Below are 12,693 nucleotides of genomic sequence, written 5' to 3' on the forward strand. Positions count from 1 at the left end.
GGCCTTCGCGACGGAGGCGTGCGAGGCGAGACCAAGGCCCGCTGGGGAAGCCGCCGGTGCCTCGTCGCCGGGTCCCGGCCGTGCGCAGGGGCCGGCCGGGGGAGCGGCCGGCCCCTGCGTCCGCGTCAGGCCCGTGGCTCGCCGGGCGGTGCCGGACGCCAGCCCAGGGCACGGGAGATCCCCCGGGCCGCCACGCGCACCGCCGGGATCAGCGCCGGTACCCGTGCCTCGGCCCAGGGCACGACGAGCGACACGGCCGCGACCACCGAACCGTCCGCGCCCCGCACCGGAGCGGCCACGGACAGCGCGTCGTCCGTGATCTGACGACTGCTCACCACCACACCCGTGCGCCGGACTTCGGCCAGCACACGGCGCAGACGGACCGGGTCCGTGATCGTGTACGGGGTGTACGCGGCCAACGCGCCGGAGCAGTAGCCCTCTTGGACGGCGGGCCGCGCGTGCGCGAGCAGCGCGAGGCCGACGCCCGTCGCGTGCAGCGGCCAGCGGGCGCCTACCTGGATGCGTACACCGACCGACGAACGCCCCGCGATCCACTCGGTGTAGACGACCTCGGTCCCGTCCATGACCGCCAACTGCACGTTCTCGTGGGTCGCTTCGTACAGGTCCTCGAGGAAGGGCAGGGCGACCTGGCGCAGCGCGAGACCGCGCGGGGCCAGCGCCGCGAGCTCCCACAGCCGCAGGCCCACGTGGTAGACGCCGTTCACGTCCCGCTCCAGCGCGCCCCACCCGGTCAGCGCGGCCACCAGCCGGTGCGCGGTGGTGAGGCTGAGGCCGGCCCGGCGGCTGATGTCCGTCAGGGACAGCGCCGCGTGCTCGTGGTCGAACGCGGCGAGAACGGCGAGCAGGCGGCCGGAAGCGGAGGGGGCGGCGCGCTCCCGGCCTGCCATGACCTGCCTCCCGCGGCCCGGCCCCGGGCGGGGCGGTTCGGGCGTCGGAACCACCCTGCCGCACGGGCGCGACGGCGACAATCACCGGGGCGCGCGATGGCACCCTGCTCCTGAAGGACATGTGCCGCGCGGCCCGTGTCCCCGTACGAACTGCGAAGGTGGTACTTGCGTGAGGCTGACCATTCTGGGCGGCGGCGGATTCCGTGTCCCGCTCGTCTACGGGGCACTCCTCGGGGACCGGGCCGAGGGCCGCGTCACCCGCGTCGTGCTGCACGACCTGGACGCGGGACGGCTCTCGGCCGTGGCCCGGGTCCTGGCCGAGCAGGCGGCCGGGGACCCCGGCGCGCCGGAGGTGACCGTCACCACCGACCTCGACGAGGCCCTGCGCGGCGCCGACTTCGTCTTCTCCGCCATCCGCGTCGGCGGCCTGGAGGGGCGTGCGGCGGACGAGCGGGTCGCCCTGGCCGAGGGCGTCCTCGGCCAGGAGACGGTCGGCGCCGGTGGGATCGCCTACGGCCTGCGTACCGTGCCCGTCGCCGTGGACATCGCCCGGCGGGTGGCCCGGCTCGCGCCCGACGCCTGGGTCATCAACTTCACCAACCCGGCCGGACTGGTCACCGAGGCCATGTCCCGCCACCTCGGCGACCGGGTCATCGGCATCTGCGACTCCCCGGTCGGCCTCGGCCGCCGCATCGCCAAGGTCCTCGGCGCGAACCCGCGCGAGGCGTGGATCGACTACGTGGGGCTCAACCACCTCGGCTGGGTACGGGGCCTGCGGGTCGCGGGCCGCGACGAACTCCCGCGGCTGCTCGCCGACCCCGCCCTGCTCGGCTCCTTCGAGGAGGGCAGGCTCTTCGGCCCGCAGTGGCTCCAGTCCCTCGGCGCCGTCCCCAACGAGTACCTGCACTACTACTACTTCAACCGCGAGACCGTGGACGCCTACCAGCGGGCCGAGAAGACGCGCGGCGCCTTCCTGCGCGACCAACAGGCCGGTTTCTACGAGGAGATGCGGCGACCGGACGCCGGGGCCCTGTCCGCCTGGGAACGCACCCGGGCCGAGCGCGAGGCCACGTACATGGCGGAGAACCGCGACGCCGCCGGTGCAGGCGAACGCGAGGAGGACGATCTCTCCGGCGGCTACGAGAAGGTGGCGCTCGCGCTGATGCGGGCCATCGCCCGCGACGAACGGACCACCCTGATCCTCAACGTCCGCAACCGGGGCACGCTCGGCGTCCTCGACGCCGAGGCCGTCATCGAGGTGCCCTGCCTGGTCGACGCCAACGGCGCCCACCCCGTGGCCGTCGACCCGCTGCCGGGCCACGCCGCCGGACTGGTGTGCGCGGTCAAGGCGGTGGAGCGCGAGGTGCTCTCCGCCGCCGAGTCCGGCTCCCGTACGACCGCGGTGAAGGCCTTCGCCCTGCATCCGCTCGTCGACTCGGTCGGCGTGGCACGCGCGCTCGTCGACGGCTACACGGCCGTGCACCCGGGTCTCGCCTATCTGACATGAGGCCACCGCCGGGCGGGCCCGGCGCGCGCGGACGCTGCCCGGGTCCCTCCCGATGACACCCGCTTTGCGCACCGGACTTGCCGACGCCTTGACGATCCGTTTCCTGCGTGTTCAGCCGGGTGTCCGTGCCCGCGTTGTGTAGCGTCCCTAGGGTCCCTGAGTGCTTCGAGTGCGCCGAGTGCTTCGAAGGAAGGGACACATGGACAGACCTCTCGCCGTCCGGGCTCGCGGGATCACCAAGTGCTTCGGGGACGTCGTGGCACTCGACGGCGTCGATCTGGACGTGACACCGGGTCAGATCCACGGCCTGGCCGGACCGAACGGCGCCGGCAAGACGACCCTGCTCGGTCTGCTGCTGGGTCTGGCCGTCGCCGACGAAGGCCGGCTCGAGATCCTCGGCACCCCCATCGGACGGGCGCTCGCCGCCCCCGGCGGGGTCGCCGGCTTCGTCGACGGGCCCGGCCTCTACCCCTCGCTCACCGCCCGGCAGAACCTCACCGCCCTGGCCGCGCTCCGCGGCCGGAGCGCGCGCGCAGCCGGTGTCGACGGGGTGCTGGCCGAGGTCGGGCTCACCGATGTCGCCGACGATCCGGCCCGCGGCTACTCCCTGGGCATGCGCCAGCGGCTCGGCCTCGCGGCCGCCCTGCTCACCGGGCCCCGGCTGCTCGTGCTCGACGAGCCGTCCAACGGCCTCGACCCGGCGGGCAAACGCCATGTCCACGGCGTTCTCGACCGGCTCGCCGGGAACGGGACCGCGGTCGTCCTCTCCAGCCACCGCATGGACGACCTCCAGGCCCTGTGCTCCGAGGTCACCATCCTCGCGACAGGACGGGTCGTCTTCTCCGGCCCGCTGGGCAAACTGGCCGCCGAGAACCGCGAACTCGACTACCGGCTGCTCACCTCGGATCCGGCGGCCGCCCGTCCGCTGGCCCTCGGCACGCCCGGAATCCGCGTCGTCGACGGCGCGGCTCCACGGCACGACACCGACGCGCTCGTCGTACGGGCCCTCGTGCCCGCCGTCGACGAACTGGTGGCACGGCTCGTGGGCGCCGGCGTCGCGCTGCGCGAGCTCGCCCCCGTCGTGTCGCCCCTCGAAGCCGCGTTCCTCGCCCTCACCGAGCCGAAGGAGAACGGCGGATGACCGCGACCGTCGCGGAGGACTCCGGAGTCGAGGCCCAGGGCCCGGACGAGGACGGCGCCCCCGTCCCCCGGGTCCCGGTCGTCCGCGTCTACCGCTTCGAACTCGTCAAACTCGTCTCGCAGTGGCGGATCCGCCTGCTGGTCCTCGCCTGCTGGATCGTGCCCGCGCTGTTCGTGGCCGCGGTCAGCAGGCAGAGCACGCTTCCCGTCGACACGCTCTTCGGCCGCTGGATGCACGCCACCGGGTGGGCCGGGGCGCTGGTGACGCTCGGTTTCGCGGGCACCTGGGCGCTCCCCCTGCTCACCTCGGTCGTCGCCGGTGACGTGTTCGCCTCCGAGGACCGGCTCGGCACCTGGCGCCATCTGCTCGTGGCGGTACGGTCACCGCGCCGGATCTTCGCCGCCAAGGCACTGGCCGGCCTCACCGTCCTCCTGCTCCTCGTGGCCGGACTGGTCGCCTCCAGCTCGGCCGGCGGGGCCGTTGCGGTCGGTGACCAGCCGCTCGTCGGCCTCGACGGCCATCTGCTGACACCGGGGGACGCCGCCGCGAAGGTCCTGCTCGCCTGGGCCTGCGTCCTCGCCCCGACCCTGGCCCTGGCCGCCGTGGGACTGCTCGGCTCCATCACCCTCGGACGGTCCCCGATGGGACTGCTGCTGCCCGCGCTCGTCGCCCTCGCGATGCAGCTCGCCCAGATGATGCCGCTGCCCGTCGCCGTGCGGCTGGCGCTGCCCAGCTACGCCTTCATCGCCTGGAACGGCCTGTTCACCGGCCCCGCCCAGCTCGGCCCGCTCCTCATCGGCATCGCGGTCAGCCTGCTGTGGGCACTGACCGCGACGGTGTCGGCCCATCTCCTCTTCATGCGGCGGGACTTCACCGACACGGCCCACGACGGACCGGGCCGTGGCGCGGTCACCGCCGGACTCCTGCCGCTCGCCGGGCTGGCCGCCGTCACGGCCCTGACCGTCGGCGCCGCCACGGGGGCCACCGGCTCCGGGATCGAACAGGACAAGGTGCAGCGCTCGGCCGCGACGGCGTTCGCGCACCTCTACCGGCTCCAGACCCGGCAGCTCAACCGCCCCGCCGTCACGGAGGCACAGCTCAAGGTCACGGCGGACTGCGACAAGGGCAGCGTCAAGGTCGCGGCCGAGGGTCCGGGCAACGACTGGCGCTGTGTCGTCTCCTGGCACCTTCCCGGCGTCGACGCCGTGGGGACGGCCGTCTACCAGCTCGACATCACCCCGGACGGCCGATACATGGCCGACGGTGACGGACCGAAGGAGGTGAACGGCTACTTCCTGGTCCGCACACCGACCGGGGACGCACCGAACCCGCTCTGGCAGTTCGACGGGAATGTCGACCTGCTCGCCAGCTCGAAGGGATGACTCCATGCAGGTAACGCGTCGCCGACGGACCGGGAAGAAGGGACGATCGGGCGCGCCGGGCAGACTCACCGGCGTGGCAGGCCCGTTCGGCGGACTCGCCGGAAGACGGATACCGCTGGTCACGGCGGGCACCACCGTGCTCGCCCTCCTCGCCGCCGGGGCGGCCTTCGCCCAGACGCACCAGTTCGGCACCGACCAGGTCGGCCAGGTCACCGATCGCGGTCAGGTCGTCTCCGGCGACCAGTACATCGCGCCGTACGGCGACCGGCTCGTCGTCCAGAACGGGAAGATCATGTCGTCCTCGGTCAGCCCGGACGGCACCCACCTCGCGGCCTCGCTCACCGACGGCGGGAGCGCCCTGTCGATCGTCGACCTGAAGAGCTGGAAGGTGCAGCAGCTCGTCAGCAGCGCCGCGTCCTCCGTCCCGCGCATCAGCGGCAACAGCGTGGGCCAGGAAGGACCGAGCTACTCGCCCGACGGCTCACAGCTCTGGCTGGGCCAGACCGACGGGTACACCCGGTTCACCGTGACCGCGGACGGCGGCGTCACCGACCCCGTGTTCGTCCCGGTCGCCGCGGACGGGGCCAAGCACGCGCTCGTGGGCGCGGCGGTGTTCTCGCCCGACGGCTCCACCGTGTACTCGGCCGTGAACGGACAGAACCGGGTGGTCGCCATCGACGCGGCCACCGGGACCGTCCGGCAGAGCTGGAACGTGGGCAACGCCCCGCGCGACCTGGCCCAGGTCGGTGACAGGCTCTACGTCAGCGACGAGGGCGGGCGCCCCGCGCGGGCCGGTGACACCACGATCAACTCGTACGGCACCCAGGTACCGGCCGACCCGGTCACCGCGGCCACCACCACCGGAACCGTCAGCGTCATCGACCTGGCGGACCCGTCCGCCGCGGTCACGAGCATCCCCGTCGGACTGCACCCCACCGCCCTGTACGCCAAGGGCAGGGCGCTGTTCGTCACCAACACCGCCACCAACGACGTGTCGGTCATCGACACGGCCAGGAACAAGGTCGTCCAGACCATCGCGACCCAGCCGTGGCCGGAAGCGTCGGTGGGCTACGAGCCCGACGCGGTGACGCTCACCGACGACGGCCATCTGCTGGTGACGCTCGGCCGCGCCAACGCCGTCGCCGTCTATCGGTACCGGTCACCGCAGGACCCGGTCCGCTACATCGGGCTGCTCCCCACGGACTACTTCCCCGCGGAGATCTCCGCCGTCGGCAAGGACGTCGTGGTCTCCAACACCCGTGGCGTCGACGCCCGCCGGACCACCACCGCGGCCGGGCACGCCACGCACGACACGACGTCGAGCGTGCAGCGGTTCACCCTGCCCGACGACAGTGTCGTACGGGCGCAGACGGCCAAGGTCTTCCGGCAGAACGGCTGGACGGCGGGCTCGGTGGCCCGGTCGAGGAGCAAGGGACACGCCAAGCCGGTCGCCGTCCCGCTGCGGCTCGGCGACCCCTCGACGATCAAGCACGTGTTCCTGCTCGTGAAGGAGAACCGCACCTACGACCAGGTCCTCGGGGACGTTCCCGAGGGCAACGGCGATCCGTCGCTGGCGCAGTTCGGCGAGAACGTGACCCCCAACCAGCACGCCATGGCGCGGCAGTTCGGGCTCTACGACAACACGTACGACATCGGCACGAACTCCGCCGAGGGGCACAACTGGCTGATGCAGGCGGACGATCCGGAGTACACCGAGTCCTCGGCCGGTGAGTACGCGCGCAGTTACGACACCGAGGACGACGCACTCGGCCACCAGCGGACCGGCTTCCTGTGGACCGGAGCGCAGGCGGCGGGCAACTCGGCCCGGGACTTCGGCGAGTTCCAGCAGTTCCTCACCAAGCCTGCCGACGCCAGCTGGCAGAACCTGTACTGCGACGCGAAGAACATGGCCTCGACGGGCCAGGACACGGCGTACGCGCTGGACTCGTCCTCGCCGATCCCCTCCCTCAACGACGTGTCCGTGCACGGCTTCCCGAAGTTCGACACCAGTGTCCCGGACGTGTACCGGGAGGAGATCTGGAAGCGTGACTTCGAGAAGAACGGTCCGGCGAACCTGAACATGTTCTGGCTCTCCAGCGACCACACCGGCGGTCCGGCGAACGCGGCCGCCCAGGTGGCCGACAACGACCTCGCGACCGGCAGGATCGTCGACGAGATCTCGCACAGCAGGTACTGGAAGGACTCGGCGATCTTCGTCGTCGAGGACGACTCCCAGGCCGGTCTCGACCATGTCGACGGCCACCGCGCCCCGATCCAGATCATCAGCCCCTGGGCCCGGCACGGCGTCGTCGACAGCCACTACTACTCGCAGATAACGCTCATCCGGACGATCGAGCAGATCCTCGGCGTCCACCCCATGAACCAGAAGGACAGCGCGGCCACCCCGATGCGTGCCGCCTTCACCGGGCACGCGGACCTCACGCCGTTCACGGCGCTGCCCAACCGGACCTCGCTGACCGACGGCCTCAAGACCCCGCCCTCCTGCGGTACGGACACCCCGGCCCCGCAGGACCCGGCGGCGGCGCCCGTGCCGTCGGCGAAGGTGCCGGCGGACAAGCGGGCGCTGGCCGCGCAGTGGGACACCTGGAAGTCGCACCAGCGGCTGACCGGACCGAACGCCATTCCCGACTTCGCCAACCCCGCGCAGATGAACCACTTCACCTGGTATCAGACGCACGGGTGGACCAAGCCGTACCCCGGCGAGCGCACGATCTTCGCACCGAAGGACGTGCCGGGCGCCTACCTCCCGTCGTCGGAGTCCGACGGCTGACGCTCCTGCGGCCGTTCACCGGTGTCCGACGTACGTGCGCGCGGCGATGGGCCGCCCGGGTCAACTCCCGGGCGGCCCACCGCTCTTGGTTCGCTCGCGTCGGCGTCAGCCCGTGAAGCCGGCCGTGATCGACGTGAACTGCCAGGTGCTCTGGCTGATGCCGGAGCAGTTGCTCACCACGCCGCCCCCGGGGCAGGACCGGTCGCGGTTGACCGCCCAGTAGGCGAGCCGGGCGATGTGGTGGTTGTTCGCCCAGTCACGGATCGAGGTCCAGATGGCCGGGGTCGTGTTCTCCTGCTGGTCGGACAGGCCGTTCATGCCGGAGATGCCGATGTGCGAGTACGCCGTGGCGTCGTCCCAGCCGAAGGTCGACTTCAGCTTGGTCTTCAGCCCCTCGGCGGCGTTGACGGTGTTGCCGTACATGTCGGAGCCGCCGCCGAAGTCGAACGGCATGATGGTGAAGACGTCGATGTTCGCGTTCAGGGACTGCGCCTGCTCGATGAGCCGGTTGCCGTAGTAGGTCGGGCCGGTCGTCGAGGTGCCGAAGGTGACGATCGTCTTGAGGCCGGGGTTGTTGGCCTTGACGGTCTTCAGCGCGGTCAGGATCTTCGCCTGGACGGCCTCGTTCTCGAACTCGTCGGTGTTCTCGATGTCCATGTCGATGGCCTTGAGGTTGTAGGCCGAGATCACCTTCTGGAGCGCACCGGCGAGCGCGCTCGCCGAGGAGCAGTTGGCGCCGAGCTTGCTGCCCTGCCAGCCGCCGAACGACGGGACGATGTCACCGCCCGCGGAGCGGATCTGGTTGATCGCCGTCTGGTCGACGCCGCCGGTCAGCGCACGGCTGCCGTCCCAGGCCGGGGTGCAGCCGCCCGAGTCCAGCACGAACGCCATCGTGAACCACTTGATCCCGGTCGCGCTCATCACCGTGGTCGGGTTCGGGGGGTCGCCCCAGCCCTCGTACAGATAGGGAGCGGCCTGCTTGAAGCCGGTGCCACCGCCGCCGCCCGCGTCGGTCGTGACGCTCACGGAGTTGGAGGCCGCGGAGGTGTTGCCGGCCGCGTCCCGCGCCTTGACGGTGAACGAGTACGCGGTGCTCGCGGACAGCCCGCTGACCGTGGCACTCGTGCCCGACACGCTGAGCACGTTGTTGGAGCCGCTGTAGATGTCGTACGCGGTGACACCGACGTTGTCGCTCGACGCGCCCCACGACAGGGACACGCTGGAGGAGCTCTTGCCGGTGGAGGTCAGGCCCGTGGGCGCGGTCGGCGCCTGGGTGTCGGTCCCGCCGCCACCGCCGCCGGGACCGTCCAGGCTGATGTCGTCGGCGTAGTAGGTGCCCTGCGCGTACCAGCCGTGGACGTAGATCTTGGCGCTCGTCTGCGAGGCGCCGGTGGTGAAGGAGACGGTGAGCTGGCTGTACGCCGACGGGGACGTCGTCCAGTTCGAGGCACCGCCGTCCACACCGAGGTAGACGTAGCTGCCGCGCACCCAGCCGGAGAGGCTGTACGTGGTGTTCGGCTGGACCGAGACGGTCTGGGTGCACTGTGCGTTGTCGCTCGAACTCGCCGCCCCCGCAAGGGCTTTGGAGCCCCCGTGCACGGGACTTGAGACGATCGAGCCCAGATTGCCGGAACAGGACCAGGGGGAGAGGCTGCCGGTCTCGAAGCCGGGGTTGGTCAGGATGTTGGCCGCCTCGGCCGTGCCCGGCAGGGCGACCGCGCCGGCGAGGGCCAGCGCGGCCGTGCCCAGCAGGGCGAGGAAACGGTGTCTGGAACGTCTGAGCATGGTCATGCGCACGCGATCTCCCTGGAGATATGGGGGTGTTCGGGAGTGCAGAGAGGTGCGCAACCAAGCTGGTATGGACCAATCCCGCTGTCAAGACACTGCGCGGGAATTGGTCCAGACCGGTAAAGGCGGGTGGCTCCGTGCCGGACGGGTCCTAGGCCGGCGCGATCGCCGCGCCCGCGGCCGTGGCGGCCTGGGCCGGCCGCGCGGCGGCGGTCGCCTCGATCGGGGCGGACTGCACGGACGGGGACTCCGTGGCCTGCGCGGGCACGGCGGGCAGGACGGGCAGAGCGGGTACGCCCGACTCGGTCCGCTGCGCCGGCAGCGACACCGGACGCACCGGACGGGGCCCCGCGACCACCGTGTAGTCGGGACCGAGGAACGGCGGGACCAGCTCGCCCGTTTCCTCGCCCAGCGCCAACTGCACAGCGGCCCAAGGGGCGTTGACCCCGCACTGGGCGATCTGGTGCAGTCCGCCCGCCGGACGGGTGTTCACGTCCATAAGGACCGGCTCGTCGCCGTACATCCGGAACTGGATGTTGGACAGATAGTGCAGCCCGAACGCCTCCGCGAGCAGCCGGGCGGGCTCGATCCACGCGTCGTCGAGGGTGAACCCGCGGCGCCGGCCGTTCTTGGTGCGCCCGATGGCCATGCGGACCCGGCCGTCGGGACCGGTCAGGCAGTCCACCGACACCTCGGGCTGTCCCAGGTGCGGCATCACCAGCCAGTCGACGGGCTCCTCGGCCGTGCGCAGCGCCTCCACCACCAGATCGAGCGGCACGTACGCGCTCGGGAAGCCGGTGAGGTGCACCATGGAGAAGGGGGAGCGGGTGATCACGCGGAAGCCCACGCCGCCCGCGCCGGCCGCGGGCTTGAAGCACGCACGGTGCCCCGCCGCCTCCAACTCCTCGACCGCGGTGACCAGTTCCTCGACGGTCCGCACGCGGTACCACGGAGGAACCGGTATGCCCACGGCCTCCACGGCCTGGTACGCGACGGCCTTGTCGTGGAAGACCGCGACGGCCTCCGCCGGCGGAGCCAGCAGCGCCGTACCCACCGCCGCGAACTCCGCGCGCTGCGCCACGATCGCGTCCTGGTGCAGGACCGGCACGAACACGTCGACGGAACGGCGTGCGCACATGTCGAGGGCGTACTCGACGTAGGCGCGCGGCGACAGGCCCTCGGGCTCCGGCTCGGCGGTGTCGGCGGCGGCCAGGACGGGCGAGTCGGCGTCACCGTGGGTGGCGTGGATCTCGACCGCGCGGTGCTGCGGATTATTTCGCAGCTGGTCCATGAAGAACACGTTCTCCGCGTACGTGCGGTTGAGCCAGACGCGTACGCGAGAGCCCATGCAAGCCACCATTCGGGGTTCGCGGGCACGGCGGAGCGGGCCGGGCCCGGCCAGGGGTAGGGGAGGTACACCGAGCCGTCGCACGCCAAAGCAGTTTCGAGCGGAGGTGTTGGGGCGATCATAGGGGTCGCGCGACCCCGATGCTGCTACAGGGATGTTACGGATTCGACCACCCGCCGACCGGGCCTCCTTGTCCGGCGGCCGGAGCGTGTGCTGTTGTGTCGGTATTGGCTTTCTACGGGGGTGGCGCGTGCGGCCGACAGACGGCGGTGCCGGAAATCTGCTGGCCATCAGCGACCTGCACATCGGCTACGCCGAGAACCGCGCCCTGGTCCAGGACATGCGCCCCGAGACGGACGAGGACTGGCTTCTGGTGGCCGGTGACATCGGCGAGATCGTCGAGGACGTCCGGTGGACCCTGGAGACGCTCGCCGCCCGTTTCCGCAAGGTCGTCTGGGTGCCGGGCAACCACGAACTGTGGACGCACCCCAAGGACCCCATCCAGCTGCGCGGAGTGGCCCGCTACGACCATCTGGTCGCCCTGTGCCGGGAGTTGGGCGTCCTCACGCCCGAGGACCCCTACCCCGTCTGGAACGGTCCCGGCGGCCCCGCAGTCGTCGCGCCCCTCTTCCTGCTCTACGACTACTCCTTCCTGCCGCAGGGCTGCGCCACCAAGGAGCAGGGGCTCGCGTACGCCGAGGGAACCGGCATCGTGTGCACGGACGAGTACCTGCTGCACCCCGACCCCTATCCGAGTCGCGAGGCCTGGTGCCGGGACCGGGTCGCCGTGACCGAGCGCCGGCTCGCCGCGGTCCCGGACGGCCTCCCGGTCGTCCCGGTGAACCACTACCCCCTGCACCGCCACCCGATGGACGTCCTGTGGCACCCCGAGTTCGCCATGTGGTGCGGCACGGCCGCGACCGCCGACTGGCACCGCAGGTTCCGCGTGGAGACCATGGTCTACGGGCACCTGCACATCCCGCGGACCACCTGGCACGAGGGCGTCCGGTTCGAGGAGGTGTCGGTCGGCTATCCGCGAGAATGGCGCAAGCGACCGGGACCGCCCGGCACGCTGCGCCGCATTCTGCCGATGGAGGTCGGAGCCGGTGATGGAGGAGCTGCTTCCGGAGTCGGTGGTGGCCGTGGAGAGCCACGGTGACGACCCGGCCGCGGAGGCGAGTCTGTACCCGGAGGAACGGGCGGTCCTGACCCGCGCCGTGGGCAAGCGGCGCCGCGAGTTCGCTGCCGTACGCGTCTGCGCCCGGCGTGCCATGGAGAAGCTGGGGGTGTCCCCGGGGCCCGTGCTGCCGGGCGAGCGCGGGGCCCCGCGGTGGCCGGCCGGGGTCATCGGCAGCATGACGCACTGCGACGGCTACGGCGCCGCCGCGCTGGCCCGGGCCGGTGATCTCGCCTCCCTCGGCATCGACGCCGAGCCCCATCTGGCGCTTCCCGACGATGTCCTGGAAGCCGTCGCCCTGCCCGCCGAGTCGGCCCGCCTGGACCGGCTCCACGCCCGGGAGCCCGCCGTCCACTGGGACCGGCTGCTGTTCAGCGCCAAGGAGTCGGTCTACAAGGCGTGGTTCCCGCTCACCGGCGAGTGGCTCGACTTCTCCGGGGCGGACATCGACATCCTCCGCGACCCGGCACACGGCACCGAGGGCGTCTCGGGAGCGCTGAGCGCCCGACTCCTGGTCCCGGGGCCCGTACTGGACGGTGTCCGCGTCCAGACCTTCGCGGGCCGCTGGACGGTCCGGGACGGCCTGGTCGCGACGGCGGTCACGGTCCCGCACCCGAAGCCCGGCACGGCTTCCGGTCCCCGGGGCTGAAC

The 12,693-nt window shown here is 71.9% G+C and carries 9 protein-coding genes; 6 read left to right on the forward strand and 3 right to left on the reverse strand.

Going from position 1 to position 12,693, the window contains the following annotated elements:
- Positions 1 to 125: 125 nt before the first annotated feature.
- The gene (locus WJM95_RS27715; RefSeq protein WP_339132539.1) at positions 126 to 908 is read right to left on the reverse strand and encodes an IclR family transcriptional regulator; all 783 of its coding nucleotides are present in this window, start codon (positions 906 to 908) and stop codon (positions 126 to 128) included.
- A gap of 169 nt (positions 909 to 1,077) precedes the next feature.
- On the opposite strand from WJM95_RS27715, the gene WJM95_RS27720 reads away from it, so the two are divergent.
- The 4 genes from WJM95_RS27720 (at position 1,078) to WJM95_RS27735 (ending at position 7,729) form a co-directional block, all read left to right on the forward strand.
- Positions 1,078 to 2,415 (forward strand): 6-phospho-beta-glucosidase, encoded by a 1,338-nt coding sequence (locus WJM95_RS27720; RefSeq protein ID WP_339132541.1) that lies wholly within the window; start codon positions 1,078 to 1,080, stop codon positions 2,413 to 2,415.
- Positions 2,416 to 2,614: 199 nt separating this feature from the next.
- Entirely contained in the window at positions 2,615 to 3,556 is a 942-nt protein-coding gene (locus WJM95_RS27725) for an ABC transporter ATP-binding protein (protein WP_339132543.1), read from the forward strand.
- Positions 3,553 to 4,938, forward strand: coding sequence for an ABC transporter permease (locus tag WJM95_RS27730; RefSeq protein ID WP_339132545.1), 1,386 nt, complete (start codon positions 3,553 to 3,555; stop codon positions 4,936 to 4,938). The genes WJM95_RS27725 and WJM95_RS27730 overlap by 4 nt, the downstream gene beginning before the upstream one ends.
- 4 nt (positions 4,939 to 4,942) lie before the next feature.
- On the forward strand, positions 4,943 to 7,729 hold the full coding sequence (locus WJM95_RS27735) for a bifunctional YncE family protein/alkaline phosphatase family protein (RefSeq protein WP_339132547.1): 2,787 nt from the start codon (positions 4,943 to 4,945) through the stop codon (positions 7,727 to 7,729).
- 105 nt (positions 7,730 to 7,834) lie between these two features.
- Here the strand turns inward: WJM95_RS27735 and WJM95_RS27740 are convergent, their stop codons facing one another.
- Both WJM95_RS27740 and WJM95_RS27745 read right to left on the reverse strand, forming a co-directional pair.
- Positions 7,835 to 9,520, reverse strand: coding sequence for a carbohydrate binding domain-containing protein (locus WJM95_RS27740; RefSeq protein WP_339132549.1), 1,686 nt, complete (start codon positions 9,518 to 9,520; stop codon positions 7,835 to 7,837).
- Between the two features lie 148 nt (positions 9,521 to 9,668).
- Entirely contained in the window at positions 9,669 to 10,865 is a 1,197-nt protein-coding gene (locus tag WJM95_RS27745) for an ATP-grasp domain-containing protein (RefSeq protein ID WP_339132551.1), read from the reverse strand.
- Positions 10,866 to 11,115: 250 nt separating this feature from the next.
- Between WJM95_RS27745 and WJM95_RS27750 the strand changes: the two genes are divergently transcribed.
- Positions 11,116 to 12,024 carry a metallophosphoesterase gene (locus WJM95_RS27750; RefSeq protein WP_339132553.1) on the forward strand — a complete coding sequence of 303 codons (909 nt, stop codon included), beginning with the start codon at positions 11,116 to 11,118 and terminating at the stop codon, positions 12,022 to 12,024.
- A complete protein-coding gene (locus WJM95_RS27755) occupies positions 11,972 to 12,691 on the forward strand; it encodes a 4'-phosphopantetheinyl transferase superfamily protein (RefSeq protein ID WP_339132555.1) in 720 nt (239 codons plus the stop codon). Before WJM95_RS27750 ends, WJM95_RS27755 begins: the two co-directional genes overlap by 53 nt.
- The last annotated feature ends 2 nt before the right edge of the window (positions 12,692 to 12,693 follow it).

It is taken from the genome of Streptomyces sp. f51 (assembly GCF_037940415.1).
Classification (GTDB): domain Bacteria; phylum Actinomycetota; class Actinomycetes; order Streptomycetales; family Streptomycetaceae; genus Streptomyces.